The organism is Kineobactrum salinum, from assembly GCF_010669285.1.
GTDB classification, from domain to species: Bacteria; Pseudomonadota; Gammaproteobacteria; order Pseudomonadales; family Halieaceae; genus Kineobactrum; species Kineobactrum salinum.
Map to the genome: position 1 here is coordinate 4,579,649 of NZ_CP048711.1, position 25,348 is coordinate 4,604,996.

The following is a 25,348-nucleotide window of genomic DNA, read 5'->3' on the forward strand; positions in this document are numbered from 1 at the left end:
ACAGTGCTGTGAAGAGCGCACAAGGGGTTGGCCCCGCTTGTGCACGCTTTTGTCAGCAGTTTCAGCCGTCCGCCACCTCGGCCACAGTGTCTGCCGGGCGGGGCCCGCGGGGATCATTGCTGGCGCGGGGCGCAGCGATACCGCAGGCTTCTGCCGGTGGCGCCTGCTCATCCTTGAACAGGGCGGGGTAGGCGGTGGCAATCTCGATCTTGCCCACCGCGCGGGGCGCGATGCGTGGATCGTTGCAGGCCTTGCCGTCTGCGGTAATACCCGCCGGTGGCAGCTCCGGTTCGCTGGCTGCAGCTGTTTCCGCAATCCCCGGAGCGGGTGTCGGGGTGGCGGCGGCTGTTGGCTCCTCCGGAGCGGCGGTCGGTGGCTCTGCATCGGCCTCGGCTACCGTCTCAACGGCGGCTTCCAGTTCCAGCGCGTCGGCAGTGGGACGCTCGAGTGCGGGCTCTACGGCAACCGTTTCCGGCGCGGCGGCGTCGGCAGCTTCACTGGTGGCAGGTTCAGCGGCTTCAGCAATGCTGTCGGCGGCGGCGGGGCTGGGTTGGGCCGCGTCCGGCGAAGTGTTTCTGGCGGGCGACTGCACAGTCGGGACTGTAGGGGGCTGCTCGCTACTGCTGTCATCGCTGGTCACGGCCTCGTCCGTCCGAGGGCGGCTGCGGCGACGGCGGCGGGGTTCGCCACGCTTCATGTCGCTGGGGCGCTTGCGGGGTTTATCCGGGCCACTGGCTTCGAGGCTGTCATCATCGAGATCCGGTGCCTGCGCGGTCGATGCCAGCTCGGGCGCGTCGCTGCGGTCGTCCTGCTCGCTGCGGCGCCTCCTGCCACCGCCACCGCGCTTGCGTCCACGCGTTGCCGGTGCTTCCTCACTGCTGCTGTCGTCCTGCCGCGCACGGGCCGGGGTTTGTTCAGGCTTGCCCGGACTGCTGCTGCCGTTGGCGCCGGCAGCCGATGCACCGCCACTGCGCCGGCGGCCACCGCGGCTGCGTTTGCGGTTGCCGCCACGATCTTCGCTCTTGTCAGCCGTGCGGCTGCCGCTGTCACTGGCTGCCTTTTTGGGGGCGGGTTCCGGCGTCGCTCCCGTGTCGGCTGTGGCCTCGCCAAACAACATGCCCATCAGGCGCGATACCAGACCGGTTTTGGCCGGCGCCCTGTGCTCTGCTTTCCTGTTCGGCGTGCCGGCTCTGCGTCTTTGTCTGGTGGCCGGCTTGCGTTCCGCTTGTTCCTGATCCTTCTCCGCGACCGGCTTGGCGGTCGACTCCGGAGCGGGCATTTGCGGAACTACGCGCTGGACAGCAGCTTCCTGCAGCGGGATATTGGCTGAATGCGCGTCACTGATCAGATCCGCGTCGGGGACAGCGATGTCGATCTTGTAGCTGACAGCGCGGTCTTCAGGTACTTCGTCATCGCGCAGACGCTGCACGTCGAAGTGGGGTGTCTCCAGATTGGGGTTGGGGATTACCAGAATGCGTGCCCGCGTGATCTGTTCGATCTCGCTGAGGGCGGCGCGCTTTTCGTTCAGCAGGTAGGCTGCCACGTCGACTGGCACGATGGCCCTGACTTCGGCGCTGCGGTCCTTGCTGGCTTCCTCCTCCATCAGCCGCAGGATCGACAGGGCCAGCGACTTGGTGTCGCGGATGGTTCCCTGGCCGGTGCAGCGTGGGCAGACTATCGCACTGGTCTCGCCGAGCGAGGGTCGCAGACGCTGGCGCGACATCTCCAGCAGGCCAAAACGGGAAATGCGCCCGACCTGGACCCTGGCACGGTCCAGTTCCAGCGCGTCGCGCATCCGGTTCTCAACCTGGCGCTGGTTGCGCGGCGCCATCATGTCGATGAAGTCGATGACGACCAGGCCGCCCATGTCGCGCAGACGCAGCTGACGGGCAATCTCGTCGGCCGCTTCGAGGTTGGTCTGGAGGGCGGTATCCTCGATGTCGGTACCCTTGGTGGCACGGGCCGAGTTGATGTCGATGGAGACCAGCGCTTCGGTCGGGTCGATGACGATGGAGCCACCGGAAGGCAGGCGCACCTCGCGCTGGAATGCCGTCTCGATCTGGCTTTCAATCTGGAAGCGGTTGAACAGCGGAATCGAATCTTCATAGCGCCGGATGCGGTTTTTGTACTTGGGCATGACCATGCTGACGAATTCATGGGCCTGCGCCAGCGCATCGTCGCTGTCGATCAAAACCTGGTCGATGTCATCGCGCAGATAGTCGCGCACGGCGCGAATGATGACGTTGCTTTCCTGGAACAGCAGGGTAGGGGCGCGGACTTCGTTGTTGGCCGTGGTGATGGATTCCCACAACTGCAACAGATAGTTCAGGTCCCACTGCAGTTCTTCCGAGGAGCGGCCGACCCCGGCGGTACGGATAATGACGCCCATGCCGTTGGGGATCTCCAGACCGCTCAGTGCTTCCCGCAGCTCGCTGCGGTCATCGCCCTCGATGCGGCGGGAAATGCCGCCGGCCCGGGGATTGTTGGGCATCAGTACCATGTAGCGGCCGGCGAGGCTGATGAAGGTGGTCAGGGCCGCGCCTTTGTTGCCGCGTTCTTCCTTGTCGACCTGGACGATGATCTCGGTGCCTTCCTTGACCACATCCTTGATCTTGAGCCGGCCTTCGGTGTTGCCGGGGTCCCGGTAGAAATATTCCCGCGCGATCTCCTTCAGCGGCAGGAAGCCGTGCCGCTCGGCGCCGAAATCGACGAACGCGGCCTCGAGGCTGGGTTCAACCCGGGTGATCTTGCCTTTGTAAATGTTGGATTTCTTTTGCAAGCGGGTGCGGTTCTCGATGTCGAGATCGTACAGCCGCTGGCCGTCTACGAGGGCAACGCGCAGCTCTTCGGGCTGGGTTGCATTGATGAGCATTTTTTTCATGATGTGCCATTACCTGGTGCGCACAGGTCTGGCGGGGCGGGAATCAGCCATACAGCCGGCTCGGGGCCGGGCATAGCAGAGTAACTGTTATCCGTGGCGGTGTCAGGGCGCGGAAAACCGGGCGCAGACGCCGCATTGGCACTACTCAGTACGCTCAGGTGTACTGTATTGGCGGCCCGCCAGTAACTGGTGAAGCCGCCGGGGAGCGCTTGTGGGGGAACGGTGCGCTGGCGCCCGATCCCCCTTTTTGTTAGTGTCGCAACACCTGACGACTGCGACCACGCTACCCGAAGTAAAACTGATTCTGTGTCCCGGCATGTACTGCGCGGTTCATATGTATCGAAGCGTTACCTGGGCGTCACTCTGGGTCGAAGTTAGACCCGGTGCCCGCCCGACGCGACGACATCCTTTTGTGTGTCTTGCGCGTGGAATCTCCCGGTGGAGCCGTGCAATTGCCTCGGCAGGCCCTACTGTCACCGGAGTTGCTGTTTGCGGGTCAGGGGCTGAAACAGCGACGTGACCCGGCCACACGGGCCCGACTATATCAGCAAACGATAAGTGCTTCAATTGTCAGTGTTTTCCGAATCGATATGAGTGATGACAGTCCCCCCGGGCAAGCCGGTGCAGTGCGCCAGTTGCAGATAGATGCCGATGCGGCGGGCCAGCGGCTGGACAATTATCTGCTGAGGATTCTCAAGGGGGTACCGAAGACCCGCATCTATCGCGGTCTGCGCAAAGGAGAGTTTCGCATCAACCGCGGCCGCACCCGGGCGGATTACCGGCTGCTCGAAGGTGATATCCTGCGTATTCCACCGCTGCACCAGCCGGCGGCCAACGCGCCGCCGGTGATCCCGGGATTCTGGGCGGGGCAGATCCAGGACCGCATTGTCCATGAGGACGATGGCCTGCTGGTCATCAACAAACCTTCCGGGCTGGCGGTACACGGGGGCAGCGGGCTCAACTTCGGCCTGATCGAATGCCTGCGCCAGCTGCGTCCCGCGGACCGGTATCTGGAGTTGGTCCACCGGTTGGACCGGGACACCTCGGGCCTGATTCTGGTCGCCCGCAAACCCGCAGTGCTGCGGGAACTGCATCGGCAGCTGCGCGGCGAGGGCGTAGACAAACGTTATGTCGCCCTGGTGGCCGGCCGCTGGCCCCGTGAGCGGCGGGTCGTTGAGGCGCCATTGCAGAAGAATATCGTGCAGTCCGGCGAGCGCATGGTTCGGGTTGCCCGGGAGGGCAAGGCCGCGGTCACCCGGTTCCGCGTGTTGGAGCAGTTTACGGGCGCCACGCTGGTGGAAGCGCGGCCCGTGACCGGCCGCACCCACCAGATCCGGGTACACAGCCAGTTCGCTGGCCACCCGATTCTCGGAGATGATAAATACAACGATGCTGCCAGTGTTGCGCGGGCACGGGAGCTGGGGCTCGGCCGCCTGTTTCTGCATGCGCAGTCGCTGCGCTTCACCCTGCCCGGCAAGGCGCCCCTGCTGTTGCAGGCGGCGCTGGATAATGACCTGGAATTCATATTAAATAGCATTCGCAAGTAGGTGAATATGTTAATTATATTCGATTGGGATGGTACCCTCTGTGATTCCGTTGAGCAGATTGTGCTGGCGATGCAGGCTGCGGCCAGCCGCTGTGCGTTGCCGCCACCTGAGGCCGCCGCGGTGCGCCATATCGTCGGCCTGGGCCTGCCGCAGGCGGTGGAAATTCTGTTTCCGGACCAGCCCCTGGCGGATCGAGAGCGGCTGGCCAGGGCCTATTCAAGCTGCTATATCGAGGCTGACCAGGGGCCGGCTCGGCTGTTCGAGGGCGCGCTGGATACCCTGGCGCAGTTGCGGGACGCGGGTTTCGAACTGGCGGTGGCTACCGGCAAGAGCCGGCGCGGGCTGGTTAGGGTGTTGCAGGGTCTGGGCCTGGAGGGCTTCTTTGATGCGACCCGCTGTGCTGACGAGACCCAGTCCAAACCGCACCCGCTGATGCTGGAGCAGATCCTGGCCGAGCGCAGCAAGCGGGCGAACCAGGCGCTGATGATCGGTGACTCGGAATACGACCTAGCCATGGCCAGGGCCATCGGCATGCCGTCGGTCGGCGTCAGTTACGGGGTTCACGCCCGGGAGCTGTTGCTGCGGCATCAGCCCCGCGCGATAGTCGATGAGTTGCGGCAATTGGGCGAGCTGGCGGAACTGCTGTTGCGTCAGCCAGAATCAACTGTTCAAGCCAGTACCGGGTAGCCGGCCTTTGCCAGCATGCCGGTCAAGGCTATCAACGGCAGGCCTTCAAGGCTGGTTGGGTCGGTCCCGGCCAGGGACTCAAACAGCGCAATTCCCAGGCCCTCGCACTTGAAACTGCCGGCACAGTCATAGGGTTGCTCCCGCTGCAGGTAGCTTTCAATCATTGTCGCGCTCAGTGGCCGGAACTGCACGGTAAAGGGCTCGGTATGGAGCTGTTCCATGTCTCGTTGCTGCCAGCACAATGCCACTGCCGTATGGAACTGTACCGTCCTGCCGGCCGCTGCGAGCAGCTGTTCGCGAGCCCGGGTGTGAGTGCCGGGCTTTCCGATCGGGCTTCCCTCCAGGGCGGCGACCTGATCGCTGCCGATAACGAGGCTGCCCGGATTGGCGGCGGCCACGACCCGGGCCTTGGCCAGGGCCAGGCGGGCGGCCATTGCCGGCGCTGCTTCCGCTGGCTGGGCGGTTTCGTCCACCCGCGGTGCGATACAGCGAAAGGGCAGTTGCAGGCGCTGCAGCAGCCGCTTGCGGTAGAGTGAGGTGGAGGCCAGAATCAGATCCATGTCCATATTATCCCAAGCTTGTGGTGTGGCTCCCGGCGGGCCGGTGAACTGGTTGTATTTTAAAGATTTTTTTGACAAGGGGGCGAGCCGCCCCTATGATGCGCGCCTATGTTGACCGACCCCCTCCCCGGCACGCTGGATGTCCGCAAGGGCGCCAGCCGTGGTGCGACTGTCAGGGGACTGCTCAAACCTCTGGATTTACCGCGTTTTCGAGAGCTCCTGGCTGGCGATGACGGTACTATCCAGGCCCGGTTGGAGCTGTCTCGCGACGAGGAGGGCAGGTACCTGGCACACGTTACCACCGACGCCTCTGTCACGGTAACCTGCCAACGGTGCCTGCAGCCGATGCCGATCGAGCTACATGCTGACAGCGACCTCGCGGTGGTCTGGACAGATGAGCAGGCCGCGCATTTGCCTGGCCACCTGGAACCCGTGATTGTGACGGGTGAAGAGTGCGAGCTTCGGGAGCTGGTTGAGGATGAGCTGATTCTGGCGTTGCCGGCGTTCAGCTACCACGAACAGGCGGATTGCAACACAGTATTGGTGGATCTGAACTCGGAAGCGGTCGCCGCACCGGACAGGCCCAACCCGTTTGAGGTGCTGGCGCGTTTGAAGCCCGGCGATGGAAATCAGGAGTAATTTATGGCTGTTCAGCAGGACAAGAAATCTCGCTCTCGTCGCGGCATGCGTCGCTCGCATGATGCCCTTACCGGCCCCACGCTCAGCATTGACCAGACCTCCGGAGAGACTCACCGCCGGCACCATGTCAGTGCAGACGGTTTCTACCGTGGCAAGAAGGTCGTTAATACCGGTAACGACGAGTAACGACGGGCTTCGCCGCCTCAATACTGGCAGGGGTCAGCTATTGCGGCGATGCAGCCAGTTTATATTATGTAGACGGGAGCCCTGGCTCCCGTTTCCTGTTTCTGGCGCGCCGGTTCCGGTCACGTGCATGACATGAAAAGTGTTCTACACTGCCAACAGTACCGTTGCCGGCAAGCAGATTGATTCCGGAGACCGCAAACTCGATGACATCCTCCAACACCGCTTTCGTATTTCCCGGCCAGGGCTCCCAGAAGGTGGGCATGCTGACAGCCGCCCATGCAGCTTACCCCGCGGTGCGCGACAGCTTTGCCGAGGCCTCGGAGGTGCTCGGCTACGATGTCTGGGCGCTGGTTCAGGCCGGCCCCCAGGAGAAGCTCAACCTCACAGAGACTACCCAGCCGGTATTGCTTTGCAGCAGTGTTGCGCTGTGGCGGGCCTGGCTGGCCGCAGGCGGCGGCCCCCTGTGCTGATGGCGGGGCACAGCCTGGGTGAGTTTTCGGCGCTGGTCTGTGCCGGGGCGCTGGAGTTTGCCGATGCGCTGACGCTGGTGCGCAAGCGTGGGGAATTCATGCAAAACGCGGTGCCGGTGGGCGAGGGCGCGATGGCCGCGATCATCGGCCTGGATGATACAACGATCAATCGCATCTGCGCAGAGATCAGCGCAGCGGGCGCCGGCGAGGTCGCCGCGGTCAATTTCAATTCACCCGGCCAGGTGGTTGTCGCCGGGCACACGACGGCCGTGGAACAGGCCAGCGCGGCGCTGAAGGAGGCCGGCGCCAAGCGCGCGATGGCACTGCCGGTGAGCGCCCCTTTCCATACCAGCCTGATGCAGCCGGCGGGCGTCGCGCTCGCGCAGGTGCTGGCGGATGTGTCAATCCGCGCGCCGGCGGTACCGGTGGTCCACAATGTCCACGCCCGCACGGAGAGTAATCCGGAACGCATTCGCGAACTGCTGGTAGAGCAAATATACAGCCCGGTGCAGTGGAGCCGTTGCATTGAATACATCGCCGAAGCCGGCATCAGTGACGTCGTTGAGTGCGGCCCCGGCAAGGTGCTCAGCGGTCTCAACCGGCGAATTTCACAGGGTCTGAACAGCTATTCCCTGGAAGAACCGGAGGCTCTGCAGCAGACCCTGGAAGCGCTCGCCTGAGCATGTTGGAAAAGGAATGATCGCCCATGAATGACAGCAACAAAGTAGCCCTGGTCACCGGGGCCAGTCGTGGTATCGGCCGCGCCATTGCCGAACAACTGGCCCGGGACGGTTGTACTGTGATCGGCACTGCCACCACCGCGGCGGGCGCCGAATCGATAGGAAATTATCTGGAAGAGGGTGGCTTCAGCGGCTGCGGCATGACCCTGGATGTAGCCGACCAGACGGCAGTGGAAGATGTGATCAAAGGGGTCAGCGAGCGTTTTTCGGCGCCACTGATTCTGGTCAACAGTGCAGGTATCACCCGCGACAACCTGCTGCTGCGGATGAAAACGGAGGAGTGGCACTCGGTTATCGATACCAATCTCAACGCGCTCTACCGGGTCAGCAAGGCCTGTCTGCGCGGCATGACAAAGGCACGCTGGGGGCGTATCGTCAACATCACCTCGGTGGTCGGCGCAATGGGCAATATCGGTCAGAGCAACTATGCTGCGAGCAAGGCCGGTGCTGAAGGGTTCTCCCGGGCGCTGGCCCGTGAGTTGGGATCCAGGGCGGTTACGGTCAACTGCGTGGCGCCGGGGTTTGTCGATACCGACATGACCCGTGCGCTCAGCGATGAGCAGCGCGAGCAGCTGCTGACCCAGATACCGCTGGCGAGGCTCGGCGAAGCCGCGGAAATTGCGGCGCTGGTGGGCTTTCTGTGCAGTGATGCCGCAAGCTATATTACCGGCGAAACCATTCATATAAATGGTGGCATGAACATGGCATAAGTCACTGAAACACAGGAAAAACATGGTAGATTCCAGGCGCCTCCAAAAAAAATTATTACTCGGCGGCAAAACAGAGTAAAATGCCCCCTCGGACTGGATGACCAGCTTTGAATCCGTAAACATTTTCAGGAGTGATCGATAAAATGAGCAGCATTGAAGAACGCGTTAAGAAAATTGTTGCAGAACAGCTTGGCGTTAAAGAAGAAGAAGTCCAGACCGAAGCTTCATTCGTAGAGGACCTGGGTGCGGATTCACTGGATACGGTTGAACTGGTAATGGCTCTTGAAGAGGAATTCGAAACCGAGATTCCCGACGAGGAGGCCGAAAAAATCACCACGGTGAAGCTGGCGATCGACTACATCACGGAAAACCTCGCCTGATACCTTCCCCCGTTTGGTAAAAAGCCGTTTCTATATTTTGATAGAGCGGCTTTTTCTGTTTATGCTTGCTCTCTTTTTGTATCCCAAGGAGTTGGTGCTGTGATTGGCAGACGAGTTGTGGTCACAGGTTTGGGCATGGTAAGCCCTGTTGGACTGGATGTTGCGGAGTCCTGGGGCAATATCGTGGCAGGCCAAAGCGGCGCCAGCGTGATCGATTCCTTCGATGTGTCGGCCTACACCACGCAGTTCAGCGCCAGTGTGAAGAATTTCGCGACGGCACCTTATCTTGCTGATAAAGACGCGCGCAAGATGGATATCTTTGTCCAGTTCGGGATGGTCGCCGGCATTCAGGCAATGCAGGATTCCGGCCTCCAGGTCACCGGGGAAAATGCCGACCGCATCGGCTGCGCGATCGGTTCGGGTATCGGCGGTATCGGCCAGATTGAAAAGAACGCGGCCATCGTGGCCGAGTCGGGGCCACGCAAGATTTCCCCGTTCTTCGTGCCCGGCTCCATTATCAACATGATTTCCGGCAACCTTTCGGTCAAGTACGGGCTGCGCGGGCCCAACCTCGCGATAACGACGGCCTGCACTACCGGTACCCACAACATTGGCCTCGGTGCTCGTCTCATCGCGCTGGGTGATGCGGATGCGATGCTGGTGGGTGGCGCCGAAATGGCGACAACCCCTGTCGGTCTGGGCGGATTTGCTGCCGCGCGGGCACTCTCCACCCGCAACGAGGATCCCGCTACAGCGTCCCGCCCCTGGGACCGGGACCGGGATGGTTTCGTACTCGGCGACGGCGCCGGGGTGCTGATGATAGAAGAGTACGAGTCGGCCCGTGCCCGCGGCGCCCATATTTATGCAGAAATCACCGGTTTCGGCATGAGTGGTGATGCCTACCATATGACCCTGCCGCCGGAAGATGGGCGGGGGGCCGCAATGGCGATGCGCAACGCGCTTGCCGACGCCCGTATCGACGCCGGGGCGATCGATTACGTCAACGCGCACGGCACCTCCACCCTCGCCGGCGATCTGGCGGAAAGCCTGGCCATTGCCTCAGTGCTCGGCTCGGCGGCGGAATCCGTGGCGGTGAGCTCGACCAAATCCATGATAGGGCACCTGCTGGGTGCCGCCGGTGCGGTAGAGGCGATATTCTCGATTCTCGCCATTCGCGACCAGGTTGCCCCTCCCACCATCAACCTGGATAACCCCAGTGAGGGCTGTACGCTCAACTATGTTCCACACACTGCGCAGCAGCGCCGGATTCGGCACGTATTGTCCAACTCCTTCGGCTTCGGTGGCACCAACGGTTCGCTTATTTTCAGCCAGGCCTGATTTTTGTGTCCCGCGGGCCATGTCCCGCAGGGCGCGGGAATGAACAGGCGTTTGCTGTGGGCGGCACTGTCGCTGGTAGTGCTCGCGGTGCTGCTGAGCGGCCTCGAAGTGCAGAGACGCTGGGACACCCCGCTGCAATTGCCGGAGCAAGGCCATGTACTCACCGTGGCGAAAGGAGACAGTCTGCGCAGTGTCGCGACGCGCCTACACCGTGAAGGAGTGCTGGCGTATCCGGAGATACTGGTAGCCTACGCTCGCCTTCGCGGGCTGGACGCCAGTATCCGGCGTGGAGAATACCTGCTGGCGCAGGGCATCCTGCCGCAAGCGTTGCTGGACCAGCTGGTGGCGGGGCAGGTAGTGCAGTATCACGTCACCCTGCCGGAAGGTATCACTGTGGCCCAGGCGCTGACGCTGTTGGGCTCCGATCCTGTGCTGGCCCAACAATTGGACGGTCCCGAGGACCCCGCCTGCTGCAAATGGTGGCACCCTACCGCGCAGTGGAAGGATTGTTCCTGCCCGAAACCTATCGCTTTGAGCGCGGCACCAGTGATCTGGACATTCTCGCCCGGGCCCACCGGGCCATGCTCGCCGCCCTGACGGAGGAATGGGAGCTGCGGGCTCCCGACCTGCCTTACGAGACCCCTTACGAGGCGCTGATCATGGCCTCGATTATCGAGCGTGAGACCGGGGTTCCCGACGAGCGGCAGCAGATTGCCGGGGTGTTTGTGCGGCGCCTGCAACGGGGAATGCGTCTGCAGACGGATCCGACCACGATCTATGGGCTCGGCACCGCGTTTGACGGCAATCTGGTGCGCAGCCATTTGCGCGATGGCGACAACATCTACAATACCTACAGGCATCATGGCCTGCCGCCCACTCCCATCGCCTTGCCCGGCAGGGCTGCACTGCATGCAGCATTGCAGCCGGCAGAAGGGGACAGTCTCTATTTCGTGGCCCGGGGAGACGGCAGCCACGAGTTCAACTCAACCCTTGAAGGTCATGAACGCGCTGTGCGTAAATACCAGCTCGAGCGGCGCGAGAATTATCGCTCCAGACCAGGAACTGAATGAGCCATATGCAGGCGATGCGCGGATTATTCATCACCGTGGAAGGCGGGGAAGGCGTGGGAAAGTCCACCAACATCACCTGCATCCGGGATTATTTGCAGGCCCGTGGAGTCGCGCTGGTGGTGACGCGGGAGCCCGGCGGCACGCCGTTGGGTGAGGATATCCGCACGGTCCTGTTGCAGGCGCGGCGGGAGACGGTGGCACCGATGGCCGAACTGCTGCTGTTGTTTGCGGCCCGCGCCCAGCATCTGCGCGATGTGATTGTCCCCGCTCTTGAGGCGGGAAAATGGGTGATTTGCGACCGCTTTACGGATGCCAGCTATGCCTACCAAAGCGGTGGACGCGGCCTCGACTCCGGTGCGGTTCGCACCCTGGAGAACCTGGTGCAGGGCGAGCTGCGTCCGGATTATACGCTGCTGCTGGACGCGCCGGCCGTCACCGGACTCGAACGTGCCCGCGGCAGGGGTGAACTGGACCGTTTCGAGCAGGAGGAACTGGTGTTTTTTGAACGCGTCCGCAATACCTATCTGCAACTGGCCACCGAAAGCAGCGGGCGCTATCACCTGATCGATGCCAGTCAGCCGCTGGCCAGTGTGCAGCAGCAACTACACACTATTTGCGAACAATTGCATGCCTGCTGGGCGCCACGTCAGCAGCAGCTACGATGACCGGCGCCGAACTGCCCGCCATCAGCGCAGCAATGCGCTGGCAGAGCGACACGTGGCAACGGCTGCTGGAGCAGCTCGACAGCGGCCACTTGCCGCACGCACTGCTTGTCACCGGCCCGGCCGAGACCGGCAAGGATCATCTGGCCATGGCCCTGGCCAGGCTGCTGCTGTGCCACGCGCCCAAGGCGGGGCACAACTGCGGCGAGTGTGCTGCTTGCCGGTACAGCCAGAGCGGGGCCCACGGCGACTTCCGCTGGCTGGCGCCGGAAGGCAAGAGCCGGGTTATCAAGATCGATCAGGTGCGCGAGTTGGTGGCCTTTGCGTTTCGTACTGCAGGGTTCGGGCAGCGCAAGGTCGTGGTGGTATCGCCGGCGGACTGCATGAATGTCAGTGCCGCCAATGCCCTGCTGAAATGTCTCGAGGAGCCGGCCCGGGACACCCACATCATACTGGTTTGCGAACGCCTGCACGCTGTTCCCGCTACCGTACGTTCGCGCTGTCAACTGCTGAAGCTGCCACTGCCCCGTGCAGACGACAGCCTGGCCTGGCTGGACCAGTTGACCGGCGATCGTCAGCAAAGTACCCGCTTGCTGTCGCTGGCTGCTCAGCGGCCGCTGCGGGCCGAACGCCTGTACCGTGAATCCAGGGTGGATGTGCTGGAGGCGCGCCAGGTCGCGCTGCAGGCGCTGGTCGAGGGGCGCGCGCAAGTTCCCGCGATCGTCGCGGTATTCGCGGAATTGCCGCTGGTCGCCGCGCTGGACGAGTTGACGGACTATCTGCAGGCCTGGTTGCGGGGGCAGGAAGTACAGCGACTGCGGGGCCAGGGCCGGCAACTGTTCCGGATCCTGGATCGTATCCGCGCGTTGCAGGGTGCCGCGGGCGCGGGCTCCAATCCCAACCCGCAGCTGGTACTGGAATCCCTGTTGCTCGATATCCACAGTGCTTTTGGCGGCGACAGCGATGGTGCTACCATGGCTGCTTCTTCCGGGGAGGCGCGTTCATGAACGATGTTGCCGCAGGCAGCCGTAATGGCATCCTGTCACTCACTATCAAGGACAAGGCGGTGTTGTACTCCGCCTACATGCCGTTTCTGAACAATGGCGGCCTGTTCGTACCGACCAACAAAAGCTACCGGGTGGGCGACGAAGTTTTCATGCTGTTGACGCTGATGGATGAGCCGGAAAAAATCCCGATCGCCGGCAAAGTGGTCTGGGTTACGCCGCGCGGCGCCCAGGGTAATCGTACTGCCGGTATCGGGGTCCAGTTCAGTGAGCAGGATGCCACCGCCAACAGCAAGATTGAAAATCATCTGGCCGGCTCGCTGAATTCCGACCGCCCACGCATACCATGTAGTGGAACACATCTCGCGGCTGTTCCCGTCACCGCTCTCCATCGGAGCGGACAAAAAAATGGGTCCCGTCAGGGACCCAAGAAGACCATTAGGAGTGAAACATAAAGGAATTGCTTCCCTGAAAGAGCATTGGGCATGCTCCTGTAGCTGGCAGTACCACTCAGGGAGTTAACCAGCTACAGGCTAAGTATCGCTTATTGCCGGTAATTTTCCACACCTGAATGGGCTCGTGCTAGGTTGTTTGGGCATAACCGCGCACATTTTTTATTATACCCCGACATAATAAATTTCCGGAGGCCGCCACTGCCATGATCGATTGCAAGGGTTTTTTGTGCGGCGTACTGGAGGGGTATTACGGTCGCCCCTGGAGTTGGCAGCGACGCTTCGAATATGCCGATCATCTGGCGCGACTGGGCCTGGACAGCTATATCTACGCTCCCAAGGCCGACCCCTATCTGCGCAAATCGTGGCAGTGCCACTGGCCCGCCGATCAGTGGCATGCCCTGCGGGAACTGGCCCGGACCTGTGCCGTGTCCGGCTTGTGTTTCGGGGTGGGACTGTCTCCCTTCGCACTGTACGCAGATTATGGCGCCAGGCAGCAACAGCTGCTGCGTGACAAAATAGACCGGCTCAACGAGCTCGAGGCGCCGTTGCTCGCCTTGCTGTTCGATGACATGCCCGGTGAGCAAACGGACCTGGCGGGACGCCAGGCGCACATCGTCCAGGATGTGGCCGCCCGCAGCCACGCCCAACGACTGTTGGTCTGTCCGACGTACTACTCTTTCGACCCGGTTCTGGAGCGCCACTTTGGCCGCAAGCCGGACAATTACTGGCAAGACCTGGGGCGGGAATTGCCTGCCCAGGTTGACGTTTTCTGGACGGGCAACCGGGTATGCGCCGATACCGTATCCCGGCAGGACCTGCTGCAAGCCCGTGAGGCACTGGGGCGGCCAGTGGTATTGTGGGACAACTACCCGGTCAACGATGGCGCAGTGCGCAGCGAACACCTGTATTTTGCGCCGCTGACCGGCCGCGAGCGGGCAGGGCCGGAGCTGCTGGCGGGACATTTCTGCAACCCGATGTTGCAGGCGCTGTGTTCGCTGCCCGCCCTGGCGGGACTGGCGGCGCTGCATGCAGACGGCTCGGCGGAGGCCGGCCCCGACCTGCTGTCAGAGCTGTTGGGCGGCGGCACCTGGCAGGCCATGCAACAGTTTTCTGCGCTGTTTCGCGACCGCGGACTGGGCCGCATGACCGGGCAGCAACGGCGCTCTGCCCTGAATGTTTTCAGGGCATTGCCGGATCCCGCGGCGGCCGAGATCGTGCGCTGGCTGCAGGGAGAAGACTGCTTCGACCCGGCCTGTCTCACGGATTGAGCCCCCGCTCCGGGTCGACAGTCGCGCGAAGCCGCATGATTGGCGGTTCTGAGGGGTTTTCGCGGTTGTACAGGGCCATTGTTTGTGGCAGAATCTGCGCCCTTGTACAAGCTTCGCGTCGCAGCTTCAGAGGGCTATTACTCCCAAAGAATCAAGAGCTTACGGCATGTTTCGGCAATTGACCGAAGATGTCGGCGAGCTGCAATGGAAGCTTCCAGACCGCGGAAGTGGCGAAATTGGTATACGCGCTGGATTTAGGTTCCAGTGCCGCAAGGCGTGAGAGTTCGAGTCTCTCCTTCCGCACCAACTTTTACGGTGGCGTTGCGATAGCTGCGCCATCTCTGATGACAGGGCGCAACAGCCCCACAACCGACAGGATCGCGAGGAAAAACCATGCAGGTGTCCATTGAAACGACTTCAGGCCTGGAGCGTCGTCTCACCGTCGGCGTTCCCGCCGCGCGTGTTGACAGTGAGGTCGATTCCAGGCTGCAAAAAGCCTCCAAAAACGTGCGGTTGCCTGGTTTTCGCCCCGGCAAGGTACCGATGAAAGTCATGCGCCAACGCTTTGGTGCCGGTATCCGCCAGGAGGTGCTGGGGGAGGTGATGAGCCGTTCTTTCCAGGAAGCAGTGGTGCAGGAGAAGCTGCGTCCGGCGGGGCAGCCCAGTATCGAACCCAGGAGCCTGGACGCAGGACGGGATCTGGAGTACGTCGCGACCTTTGAAGTGTTTCCGGATGTCGAAATAGCCACGATGAGTGGTTTTACGGTGACAAAACCTGTAGCCGAAGTCACCGATGCCGATATAGACAATATTATCGACGTGTTTCGAAAGCAGCAGGGCAGCTGGGAAGAAGTGGAGCGCGCTGCCGAGACCGGAGACAAGGTCAATATCGATTACAGCGGTACTCGCGATGGCGCGGAATTTGAGGGCGGCAGCGCCGAGGGTGCCGAGCTGGAACTCGGTTCTGGCGGGATGATTCCGGGTTTTGAGGAAGGCATAGTGGGGATGCAGCCTGGCGAGGAGAAAACCCTTGAGCTGAGCTTTCCGGAGGACTATCACAACGAGGAACTGCGCGGTGCCGCAGTCAGTTTTGCGATCAAGCTCAACAGCATCAAGGCACTGGTTCCCGCTGCGCTGGACGAGGAACTGTTCCGGCAGTACGGCGTCGAAGAAGGCGGCGAGGAACAATTTCGCAAGGAAGTGGCGGAAAACATGCGTCGTGAGCTCAACAACGCTGTTGTAAACAAGGTCAAGCAGCAGGTCATGGACGCCGTGGTTGCGGCGCACACGTCGCTGGAGGTGCCGAAGGCACTGGTGGCGCAGGAAGTGGATGCGCTGCGACAGCAAATGTTTCAGCAATTCGGCGGCGCCGCGCCGCAGGATCTCGATCTGAAGTCACTGTTGCCGGACGACATGTTCCGGGACAATGCGGAGCGCAGGGTAAAGCTGGGGCTGATTCTGTCGGAAATGATCAACCGGCATGAGCTGAAAGCGGACCCAGCGAAGGTACGGACAGCGATTGAAGAGCTCGCTGCCACCTATCAGGATTCCGAAGAGGTTATCAACTGGTATTATGGGAACCCGGACCAACTGGCAACGGTTGAATCCAGGGTGCTGGAGGACGCGGTAGTCGACAAATTGCTCGAGGATGCCGAGGTCCGGGAACAGCCCTGCAGCTACCAGGAGGCCATCAGCCAGGCCCAGGCAGCAGCGGAGGCGGAGTGAGGAAAGCGACGCAATGACCGCGTTGTGCTTGAACGACTAAACAGTGTAAGGAATGCCTTGATATGGCCCATGCCTCGAACAGCAGCACCATCACCAACATCGGTCTGATTCCGATGGTGGTCGAACAGACCTCCAGGGGTGAACGCTCCTACGATATCTATTCCCGGCTGCTCAAGGAACGGGTGATATTCGTGGTGGGGCCGGTGGAAGACCACATGGCAAATCTGATTGTGGCCCAGCTGCTGTTCCTGGAATCCGAAAACCCGGACAAGGACATCCACCTGTATATCAATTCCCCGGGCGGCTCGGTTACGGCAGGCATGTCTGTCTACGATACCATGCAGTTCATCAAGCCCGATGTCAGCACCATGTGCATCGGCCAGGCGGCCTCCATGGGGGCCTTCCTGCTGGCTGGCGGCGCCAAGGGCAAGCGCTATTGCCTGCCCAATGCCCGGACCATGATTCACCAGCCCAGTGGCGGCGCCCAGGGCCAGGCCTCTGATATCGATATTCATGCCCGGGAGATACTGATCATTCGCCGCAGGCTGAACGAACTCATGGCCGAACATACCGGTCAAAGCGTTGAGACCATCGAACGGGATACCGAACGCGACCGTTTCATGAATTCTGAGCAAAGCAGGGAATACGGTCTCGTGGACGAGGTTATCAATCGGCGTCTCGCGTCACCCAAGTAGGCTGGATACGTTGGCGCACGCAAGTCCGCAGGACTTGCAAATCGCCGCAAAAAACATCATCTTTAAAAAAAGATGGTAGCGCAAAGCAATTCAGGGCACAGGGTAGAGCATGAGCAAAGACACCTCAAAATCAGGCGACGACGGCGGCAAGCTGCTGTACTGCTCATTTTGCGGCAAAAGCCAACATGAAGTGCGCAAGCTGATTGCCGGCCCATCGGTATTCATCTGCGATGAATGCGTTGATCTATGCAACGACATCATCCGCGAGGAAGTCCAGGAAAGCGGTAGCGACGCCAAGCGCGATCATCTGCCCACCCCGCACGAGATCAACGCGATACTGGACGAATACGTGATTGGCCAGCAGCGGGCAAAAAAGGTGCTCGCGGTCGCGGTCTACAATCACTACAAGCGCCTGCGGCACGGCCAGTCCGGCAGCCGCGGCGATGAAGTCGAACTCGGCAAGAGCAACATTCTGCTGGTGGGGCCCACCGGTAGCGGCAAGACCCTGCTGGCGGAAACGCTGGCACGGCTGCTCGATGTTCCCTTCACCATCGCCGATGCCACCACGCTGACGGAGGCGGGTTATGTGGGTGAGGACGTCGAGAATATCATCCAGAAATTGCTGCAGAAGTGCGATTACGACGTCGACAAGGCCCAGGTCGGGATTGTGTATATCGACGAAATCGACAAGATTTCGCGCAAGTCGGACAATCCTTCCATTACCCGGGATGTGTCGGGTGAGGGTGTGCAGCAAGCGCTGCTGAAGCTGATCGAAGGCACTGTCGCGTCGGTGCCCCCGCAGGGGGGCCGCAAGCACCCGCAACAGGAGTTTCTGCAGGTTGATACCTCGAACATCCTGTTTATCTGTGGGGGCGCCTTCGCCGGACTCGACAAGGTGATACGCACCCGTTCTGAAAAAGGTGGCATCGGCTTCAACGCCGAGGTCAAGAGCAAGGATGAGAAACGCAATGTGGGTGAGCTTCTGTTCGAGCTCGAACCGGAAGATCTGGTCCAGTACGGGCTGATTCCCGAATTTGTCGGACGTTTGCCGGTGATCGCCACTCTTGAAGAGCTGGATATCGACGCCCTGGTCAAGATCCTGACCGAGCCGAGGAATTCCCTCACCAAACAGTACAGCAAACTGTTTGAAATGGAGGGAGTTGAAGTAGATTTTCGCGAGGACGGCTTGCGGGCCATTGCCGAGCGTGCCATGGACCGCAAAACAGGTGCTCGCGGTTTGCGTTCAATACTTGAAGGTGTTTTGCTGGACTCCATGTACAACATCCCGTCGCGGGACGACGTCAGCAAAGTGGTCATCGACGAATCCGTGATTCGGGGTGACTCCGAACCGTTGCTCGTGTACCAGAATCACGAGCCCCGGGCCGCGTCCTCGACTGAGGAGTAACGCCATCCGGGCGCTGCGCGGGACGCGTGTGCCAACTGTGGCGCCGGATGCTTGTGTTATCGGGAATCATCCCCAAATAGAGTCCAGGTTTGACACATCCCCAACCCGGAGATAGCTATGGGTTCCTCTTCTGTTACTGAATTACCCCTGTTGCCATTGCGTGATGTCGTGGTTTACCCGCATATGGTGCTGCCACTGTTCGTGGGCCGGGAAAAGTCCGTTGAGGCACTGGAAGATGCGATGGCAGGCGGCAAGCAGGTCCTGCTGGTCGCGCAGCGCAATGCTGCCGACGACAACCCCGGGGTGGATGATATCTACCAGGTGGGTACGGTCTCGAATATTCTGCAGTTGCTGAAATTGCCCGACGGCACCATCAAGGTATTGGTGGAAGGCAGCTATCGGGCCGCAGTAGACAATGTCAACGACGAGGGCAGTTTCGCCATCGCCGGTGTGCGGGAGATCGAAGCCGAGGACATTCCCGATGCCGAGGCCGAGGGCCTGTTGCGCTCAACCGTGGGCCAGTTCGAGAAATATGTGAACCTGAGCAAGAAAGTGCCCGCCGAAGTACTGACTTCTCTCTCCGGTATTGACGAACCTGGCCGGCTCGCGGATACGATTGCCGCGCACATGAGTGTGGACCTGGAGGAAAAACAGAAAATTCTGGAAATCTCGCCGGTGCGGCAGCGGCTCGAACACCTGATGGGCCTGATGGAGGCCGAGATCGATCTGTTCCAGGTCGAAAAGCGCATTCGCGGACGCGTCAAAAAACAGATGGAAAAGAGCCAGCGCGAGTATTACCTGAACGAGCAGATGAAGGCTATTCAGAAGGAACTCGGCGATCTTGACGAAGCTCCCAATGAACTCGATGACCTGCACACCCGCATTGAAGAAGCCAAAATGCCGGAGGAGGCACGCACCAAGGTAATGTCCGAGCTGAACAAGCTGAAGATGATGTCGCCGATGTCGGCCGAGGCTTCGGTGGTACGCAGCTACATTGACTGGATGGTGTCTGTCCCCTGGGCCAAGCGCAGCAAGGTCAAACACGATCTCAAGCGGGCTTCCACCATTCTCGATGAGGATCATTACGGTCTGGAAGAGGTGAAGGAACGCATTCTCGAATACCTGGCCGTGCAGAAGCGTGTGCGCAAGGTCAAGGGACCGGTATTGTGTCTGGTGGGCCCGCCGGGTGTCGGCAAGACCTCGCTGGGAGAGTCGCTGGCCCGCGCCACCAACCGCAAATTTGTCCGCATGGCGCTGGGCGGGGTGCGGGACGAGGCTGAAATTCGCGGTCACCGGCGTACCTACATCGGCTCTTTGCCCGGCAAACTGCTGCAGAAAATGGCCAAGGCGGGTGTCCGGAATCCACTGTTTCTGCTCGATGAAATTGACAAGATGGGCATGGATCACCGCGGCGACCCGGCCTCGGCAATGCTCGAGGTGCTGGATCCGGAACAGAACCATGCTTTCAATGACCACTATCTCGAAGTCGATTACGACCTGTCCGATGTGATGTTCGTTTGTACCTCCAATACGATGAACATACCGGGCCCGTTGCTGGACCGGTTGGAGGTCATCCGTATTCCGGGCTATACCGAGGACGAGAAAGTCAACATTGCAGCCCGCTACCTGATTCCGAAGCAGATCCGGCAGAACGGCTTGGGCAAGGATGAAATCCTGATCAGCGAAGGGAGCGTAATCGATGTGATTCGCTACTATACCCGCGAGGCGGGGGTACGGTCACTGGAGCGGGAAATCGCGAAAATCTGCCGCAAGATGGTCAAGCGCTTTGCACTGGAAAAGGGCAGCGGCACCTCCGAAGTCACACCGGACATGCTTCCGGATCTGCTGGGGGTGCGCAAGTTCAACTATGGCATTGCCGAGGAAGAGAACAAGGTTGGCCAGGTCACCGGGCTCGCCTGGACCTCGGTGGGTGGCGAATTGCTGACTATCGAAGCCGTAGCGCTCGCTGGCAAGGGTCGGTACGTGAAAACTGGTTCTCTGGGCGACGTGATGCAGGAATCCATCCAGGCGGCTACTACCGTTGTCCGGAGCCGGTCGCAGATGCTCGGTATCGCAGCGTCTTATCATGAAAAACACGATGTGCACGTGCATGTCCCCGAAGGCGCCACTCCCAAGGATGGTCCCAGTGCCGGCATAGCGATGTGCACCGCGCTGGTGTCGGTGAGCACCGGGATTCCCGTGCGGGCCGATGTGGCCATGACCGGGGAGATTACGCTGCGTGGCGAAGTGTTGCCCATCGGCGGTCTCAAGGAGAAACTGCTGGCTGCGCGGCGTGGTGGTATACGGACGGTGATCATCCCGAAGGAGAATGAACGGGATCTGAAAGAAGTGCCGGACAATATCAAACAACACCTGGAAATTCGTCCGGTCAAATGGATTGATGAAGTTCTGGCGATTGCGCTGGAGCATATGCCGGAGCCATTGACCGATGAAGAGTTCCTGGCGCCGGCACCCGGCAGCTCCGGAGAGGGCGATCAGGGCGAAAAAAACCGGATAAATACGCATTAAAACAGGGGTTTCAGTTGACCACTATCTCGGCTCTGGTATACAGTCTTGCGTCTGAATCCGGACGCTGACGGGCCGGTTTTTTCCTGGGGCAGATTCGTCGGCTGGTGCTACCGGGATGATTTTGCTGGCATCACGCCGTGGTGCCATAAACGTGTCCACAACACCAGTTTGTGGTCATTTCAACGCGATGCCGAATGACGAATTCAAGGGGATACATGTGAACAAGACTGAACTTATTGATGCAATTGCTGCCGCTGCTGACCTTCCCAAAGCCTCAGCCGGACGTGCTCTCGACGCGGTAGTGGACAGTATCACTGGCGCACTCAGCAAGGGCGACCAGGTCACTCTGGTGGGTTTCGGCACCTTCGCCGTCAAACACCGTGCCGCGCGTGAGGGCCGTAATCCGCAAACGGGCCAGACCATACAGATCAAGGCCTCCAACGTTCCGGGTTTCAAGGCAGGCAAGGCATTGAAAGACGCAGTCAATTCCTGATTCCTGATACAGGCAGTGCCGGCTCATTGAGATCGTCATCCACTGATCCCGCAATGTCTGAGTAACGATCGAAAGAAAGGCGCACTCCAGGGTGCGCTTTTTTGTTTGATACCCACCGGATAATTCCCATGCTCCAGGATTTACGTAAAAGTACCCAGGGGACCGCCGCCAAGGTCATCATCGCGGTTATCGTCCTGTCCTTCGCGCTGTTTGGTCTCGAGTCCATTCTGGTCAGTGGCGGGCGCGATACCGTCGCTGAAGTCAATGGCGAAGCCATCAGTCCGGCGGAGTTGCAGCAGGCAGTCGACACCCAGCGCCGTCAACTGATCTCGATGCTGGGCGAGGATCTCGATCCCGCAATGCTGGATGAACAGCGTTTGAGCGCGCGGGCACTGGAAGGCATCATAAACCGCAAGGTCCTGCTGCAGTCCGCTGTCGAACTTGATCTTGTCGTGTCTGAACAGGAGCTGGGCAAGGTTATCGCGGGCATGGAGCAGTTCCAGATGGACGGCCAGTTTTCGCCGGAAATGTACAAGAGCCTGCTCGCTTCGGCCGGTTATACGCCGGCCTCGTTCAAGAGGGCCTTGCGCGACGACCTGCTGGTGAACCAGCTGCGCTCCGGTCTGGCCGGCAGCGATTTTGCCACTCCTGCCGAACTGGAGTTGAACGCTCGCATCCTCGGTGAGCAGCGCGACATCCGTTATCTGACCATTCCCTTCGCCCCCTTTCTGGAAGATGCCGGCGGCGACATTGAACAGGCCGATATCGAAGCCTATTACCGTGCCAACGAAGAACGGTTCCGCACACCCGAAACAGTAGAGCTCAATTACCTGGAGCTGACCCTGGATGATTTTCGCGAAGCCGTGGACGAAAATGCAATCGAGGAGGAGTATCAACTCGAGATCAGCAACTACCAATACCAGAGCGAAAACAGGGTTTCTCATATCCTGCTGCAACAAAGAAGCGATGAGTCCGGCGACGAGTTTGAGGCCCGGGTGAATGAGGTCCAGCAAGCGCTGGCCGGGGGGCAGGATTTTGCAGAGGTTGCCGCTGCAATGTCGGACGATGTCGGTTCCGCGTCCAACGGCGGTGACCTTGGTTTTACTGCAGGTGATGCCTTTCCTGAAGCGATGGAAGAGGCCATCGGAGCTCTGGAGGTGAACGAGATATCCGGCCCCGTGGTGACGGAAGCCGGCACGCATATCCTGCAGGTGACGGAGCGGCGTGAGGCGGATCCGCCATCGCTGGATGAATTGCGGCCAGAGCTGGAGCGACGGCTGCAGGAGCGCGAGGCACGGGTGGCATTATTGCTGGCGGTGGAAGAGTTGCGCGATCTCGCATTCAACGCGGACAATCTGCAGCGGCCGGCCAGTGAGTTGGGATTGGAAGTCAAGCGCAGTGAACCGATCTCGCGCGACCAGGACACCGGCCCGCTCGCCTCCCCCAAGGTTATTCGCGCCGCGTTTTCGGAAGATGTGCTGGAACTGGGTCATAACAGCGAGGTGCTGGAACTGGACAGTAATCGTTTCGTCGCCGTTCACGTGCATCGGCATAATCCTCCGGCGCTGCAGAGCCTCGACCTGGTACGCGATGAGATCGTGGCGGCGCTGACCGAGCAACAGGCGCGGGAACAGCTGCAAAGTGCAGCTGAAGAAGCGGTCGCGGCGGTAGAGTCGGGCGAAAGTGTGGAATCCGTGGCGAAACGCCTGGACTACGAGTGGCAGGTGGAGCTGGGCGCACAGCGCAGCAACCGGATGGTTCCGCAGCCGGTGCTACAGCGTGCCTTTCGACTCCCGGAACCGACTACCGAGCCGCTGGTCGATTATGTCATCGACGATCAGGGCAATGGCCTGGTTCTGCAGTTGCTCCGCGCCAAGCCCGGTACATTGGCCTCGTATCCTGCCGAGGAGCAGCGTGAACTGCGTCAGCGTGTCAGCAGCGAGTTTGGTGCGCTGCTGCAGGTCGAGCATCAGCAGGGCTTGCGCGCCGAGGCTGATATTTCCATACGAAACTGATTGCAACGCGAGACCATCATGGCCAAAAGAATACTGACGCTCAACCAGATTTCGGTGAAGGGGCTTGAGCGCCTGCCGCGCGATAGCTATGAGATAGCCAGTGAGTTTGCACACCCCGACGCGATTCTTTTGCGCAGTCACAAACTTCAGGCTGAGGAAATCCCCGAGTCAGTGTTGGGCATTGCCCGCGCTGGTGCCGGCGTCAATAATATCCCTGTAGTTGAGTGTACCCGGCGCGGTATCCCGGTATTCAACTCTCCGGGGGCCAATGCCAATGCGGTCAAGGAACTGGTGGCGGCAGGCCTGTTGCTGGGCTCCAGGGGAATTATCGAGGGTCTGGACTACGTCGCCGGTCTGGCCGGTACCACCGACGCCAGCTGGCTCCATCAGGAGCTAGAAGCACACAAGAAACAGTTCAAGGGCAGCGAATTGCGGGGCAAGACCCTGGGCGTCGTCGGGCTTGGCGCAATCGGCTCTCTGGTGGCAGACATGGCGCTGACCATGGGTATGGAGGTGATCGGTTACGATCCCGCCCTGTCCGTCGATGCGGCCTGGCGGTTGTCCAGCCAGGTACGCAAGGCGGATACTCTGTCGGCGGTTTTCGCCCGCAGTGACTATGTTACGCTGCACTTGCCCGTACTGGATTCCACCCGCGGGCTGGTGAACAGTGAACTGCTGGGAGCGATGCGTCCCGACGGTTGTCTGTTGAATTTCGCGCGCCAGGAAATTGTCGATCACGACGCACTGCTGGCAGCACTGGAAACAGGCCACCTGCGCAAATACATCGCCGATTTTCCCACACCCGAGCTGCTTGGGCGCAGTGATGTCATCCTTATGCCACACATCGGCGCGAGCACTGACGAAGCGGAGGAAAATTGTGCCATCATGGCTGCGGATCAGCTGCGAGACTTCCTGGAAAACGGCAATATCCGCAATTCGGTGAACTTTCCGATGCTGCAACTGGAGCGGGCCGGCAGCTGCCGCCTGGCAATCACCAATACCAATGTTCCAAAAATTCTGGGCAGCGTCCTGGCGATTCTGGCCGAATTGAATATCAACGTACTGGACATGTTGAACAAGAGCCGCGACGAACTCGCCTACAACCTGATCGATATCGATTGCACACCTTCTGACGAGAGCCTCGCCAGAATGCGTGCCCTGACAGGCGTGATCAATGTGCGCCTGATCAGCTGACATGAGAAGATAGTCGCTGTCATAATACAGCAAGGCTACCTGCCTGAGGCGATCTCCATGCCCGATCAATTCGAGTCCATCCAGCAGCAGATCAAAGACAGCCGGGACTTTGACAACCCGCCGTTGCACTTGTGGCAGCCGGCGCTGTCCGGGGATATCGATATCCGGATAGCTGCCGACGGCGCCTGGTACCACGATGGCACTGCCATTGCGCGAGAAGCCATAGTGCGCTTGTTCGCGAGTATTCTGCGGCGCGAAGATGACGGTCAGTACTATCTGGTTACACCGGCCGAAAAGTGGCGGATAAAGGTCGACTTGCACCCGCTTGTCGTCACTGAAATTGACGCGGTAGAGCAGGATGGCCAACGCATGCTGCTGGCGCGGCTCAATACCGGCAAACAGGTGCCGATCGATGCGCGGCATCCGCTGTTTCTGGAGCCGGCAGTGGGCGATGTGGCGGCGGTGAAACTGCCGCACGGACTCAGTGCGCTATTGTCCAGGGCCGCCTGGTACCGGCTGGTGGAAATCGCCGAGCGGGTGGAAGGGCGGTTGCAGGTGGCCAGTGGCGGCCAGTGGTTTGCGCTGGAGCCAGAGCCGGCCTAAAACAACCTGATCAACACCTGCCGGCGAGCCGGCAGGAAAGTGCGGAGCGCGATTGTCAGGTCGCCCGAAGTTCACGACACGGGCCGCGCTCC

The 25,348-nt window shown here is 60.6% G+C and carries 22 protein-coding genes, 1 tRNA gene and 2 pseudogenes; 23 read left to right on the forward strand and 2 right to left on the reverse strand.

Annotation, left to right across the window (positions count from 1 at the left end; translation table 11 throughout):
* Nucleotides 1-61: 61 nt before the first annotated feature.
* On the reverse strand, nt 62-2,881 hold the full coding sequence (rne, locus tag G3T16_RS20460) for a ribonuclease E (protein ID WP_163496835.1): 2,820 nt from the start codon (nt 2,879-2,881) through the stop codon (nt 62-64).
* Nucleotides 2,882-3,471: 590 nt separating this feature from the next.
* Here rne and rluC point away from each other — a divergent pair.
* Both rluC and G3T16_RS20470 read left to right on the forward strand, forming a co-directional pair.
* Nucleotides 3,472-4,428: a 23S rRNA pseudouridine(955/2504/2580) synthase RluC gene (gene rluC / locus G3T16_RS20465; protein WP_163496836.1), complete on the forward strand. Its 957-nt coding sequence runs from the start codon at nt 3,472-3,474 to the stop codon at nt 4,426-4,428.
* Nucleotides 4,429-4,434: 6 nt separating this feature from the next.
* On the forward strand, nt 4,435-5,115 hold the full coding sequence (locus G3T16_RS20470; RefSeq protein ID WP_163496837.1) for an HAD family hydrolase: 681 nt from the start codon (nt 4,435-4,437) through the stop codon (nt 5,113-5,115).
* Here G3T16_RS20470 and G3T16_RS20475 read toward each other — a convergent pair.
* Nucleotides 5,097-5,675: a Maf family protein gene (locus G3T16_RS20475; RefSeq protein WP_197911786.1), complete on the reverse strand. Its 579-nt coding sequence runs from the start codon at nt 5,673-5,675 to the stop codon at nt 5,097-5,099. The two genes, G3T16_RS20470 and G3T16_RS20475, sit on opposite strands and share 19 nt — an antisense overlap.
* Before the next feature lie 108 nt (nt 5,676-5,783).
* On the opposite strand from G3T16_RS20475, the gene G3T16_RS20480 reads away from it, so the two are divergent.
* From G3T16_RS20480 to G3T16_RS20575, 21 genes and pseudogenes are all read left to right on the forward strand, one after another.
* On the forward strand, nt 5,784-6,314 hold the full coding sequence (locus tag G3T16_RS20480; RefSeq protein ID WP_163496839.1) for a YceD family protein: 531 nt from the start codon (nt 5,784-5,786) through the stop codon (nt 6,312-6,314).
* A 3-nt stretch (nt 6,315-6,317) separates the two neighbouring features.
* Nucleotides 6,318-6,500, forward strand: a complete 183-nt coding sequence (rpmF, locus tag G3T16_RS20485) for a 50S ribosomal protein L32 (protein WP_163496840.1) — start codon at nt 6,318-6,320, stop codon at nt 6,498-6,500.
* A 203-nt stretch (nt 6,501-6,703) separates the two neighbouring features.
* A pseudogene (fabD, locus tag G3T16_RS20490) lies at nt 6,704-7,650 on the forward strand (ACP S-malonyltransferase).
* A 26-nt stretch (nt 7,651-7,676) separates the two neighbouring features.
* Complete coding sequence (gene fabG / locus G3T16_RS20495) at nt 7,677-8,420, forward strand: 3-oxoacyl-ACP reductase FabG (protein WP_163496841.1); 744 nt, start codon at nt 7,677-7,679, stop codon at nt 8,418-8,420.
* A 143-nt stretch (nt 8,421-8,563) separates the two neighbouring features.
* Nucleotides 8,564-8,800, forward strand: coding sequence for an acyl carrier protein (gene acpP / locus G3T16_RS20500; RefSeq protein WP_163496842.1), 237 nt, complete (start codon nt 8,564-8,566; stop codon nt 8,798-8,800).
* Nucleotides 8,801-8,899: 99 nt separating this feature from the next.
* Entirely contained in the window at nt 8,900-10,138 is a 1,239-nt protein-coding gene (gene fabF / locus G3T16_RS20505; protein ID WP_163496843.1) for a beta-ketoacyl-ACP synthase II, read from the forward strand.
* Nucleotides 10,139-10,177: 39 nt separating this feature from the next.
* Nucleotides 10,178-10,735, forward strand: a complete 558-nt coding sequence (locus tag G3T16_RS22655; RefSeq protein ID WP_269473251.1) for an endolytic transglycosylase MltG — start codon at nt 10,178-10,180, stop codon at nt 10,733-10,735.
* Nucleotides 10,636-11,208 carry an endolytic transglycosylase MltG gene (gene mltG / locus G3T16_RS22660; RefSeq protein WP_269473252.1) on the forward strand — a complete coding sequence of 191 codons (573 nt, stop codon included), beginning with the start codon at nt 10,636-10,638 and terminating at the stop codon, nt 11,206-11,208. Before G3T16_RS22655 ends, mltG begins: the two co-directional genes overlap by 100 nt.
* Nucleotides 11,205-11,873 carry a dTMP kinase gene (tmk, locus tag G3T16_RS20515; RefSeq protein WP_232059191.1) on the forward strand — a complete coding sequence of 223 codons (669 nt, stop codon included), beginning with the start codon at nt 11,205-11,207 and terminating at the stop codon, nt 11,871-11,873. Before mltG ends, tmk begins: the two co-directional genes overlap by 4 nt.
* A complete protein-coding gene (holB, locus tag G3T16_RS20520) occupies nt 11,870-12,877 on the forward strand; it encodes a DNA polymerase III subunit delta' (protein WP_163496844.1) in 1,008 nt (335 codons plus the stop codon). The genes tmk and holB overlap by 4 nt, the downstream gene beginning before the upstream one ends.
* A pseudogene (locus tag G3T16_RS20525) lies at nt 12,874-13,212 on the forward strand (PilZ domain-containing protein); the annotation flags it as partial. The gene holB and the pseudogene G3T16_RS20525, both read left to right, overlap by 4 nt.
* Before the next feature lie 320 nt (nt 13,213-13,532).
* Nucleotides 13,533-14,597, forward strand: coding sequence for a beta-N-acetylglucosaminidase domain-containing protein (locus tag G3T16_RS20530; protein WP_163496845.1), 1,065 nt, complete (start codon nt 13,533-13,535; stop codon nt 14,595-14,597).
* Between the two features lie 221 nt (nt 14,598-14,818).
* Nucleotides 14,819-14,903, forward strand: a tRNA-Leu gene (locus G3T16_RS20535).
* Nucleotides 14,904-14,990: 87 nt separating this feature from the next.
* Nucleotides 14,991-16,322: a trigger factor gene (gene tig, locus G3T16_RS20540; protein WP_163496846.1), complete on the forward strand. Its 1,332-nt coding sequence runs from the start codon at nt 14,991-14,993 to the stop codon at nt 16,320-16,322.
* Between the two features lie 62 nt (nt 16,323-16,384).
* Nucleotides 16,385-17,017, forward strand: coding sequence for an ATP-dependent Clp endopeptidase proteolytic subunit ClpP (gene clpP / locus G3T16_RS20545; RefSeq protein WP_163496847.1), 633 nt, complete (start codon nt 16,385-16,387; stop codon nt 17,015-17,017).
* Nucleotides 17,018-17,126: 109 nt separating this feature from the next.
* Nucleotides 17,127-18,422 carry an ATP-dependent Clp protease ATP-binding subunit ClpX gene (gene clpX, locus G3T16_RS20550; RefSeq protein ID WP_163496848.1) on the forward strand — a complete coding sequence of 432 codons (1,296 nt, stop codon included), beginning with the start codon at nt 17,127-17,129 and terminating at the stop codon, nt 18,420-18,422.
* Between the two features lie 117 nt (nt 18,423-18,539).
* Entirely contained in the window at nt 18,540-20,951 is a 2,412-nt protein-coding gene (gene lon, locus G3T16_RS20555; RefSeq protein WP_163496849.1) for an endopeptidase La, read from the forward strand.
* 217 nt (nt 20,952-21,168) lie between these two features.
* Nucleotides 21,169-21,444 (forward strand): HU family DNA-binding protein, encoded by a 276-nt coding sequence (locus tag G3T16_RS20560; protein ID WP_163497211.1) that lies wholly within the window; start codon nt 21,169-21,171, stop codon nt 21,442-21,444.
* Nucleotides 21,445-21,572: 128 nt separating this feature from the next.
* Nucleotides 21,573-23,459: a SurA N-terminal domain-containing protein gene (locus G3T16_RS20565; RefSeq protein WP_163496850.1), complete on the forward strand. Its 1,887-nt coding sequence runs from the start codon at nt 21,573-21,575 to the stop codon at nt 23,457-23,459.
* A gap of 18 nt (nt 23,460-23,477) precedes the next feature.
* Nucleotides 23,478-24,653, forward strand: a complete 1,176-nt coding sequence (locus G3T16_RS20570) for a phosphoglycerate dehydrogenase (protein ID WP_163496851.1) — start codon at nt 23,478-23,480, stop codon at nt 24,651-24,653.
* A gap of 57 nt (nt 24,654-24,710) precedes the next feature.
* On the forward strand, nt 24,711-25,256 hold the full coding sequence (locus G3T16_RS20575) for a DUF1285 domain-containing protein (protein ID WP_163496852.1): 546 nt from the start codon (nt 24,711-24,713) through the stop codon (nt 25,254-25,256).
* The last annotated feature ends 92 nt before the right edge of the window (nt 25,257-25,348 follow it).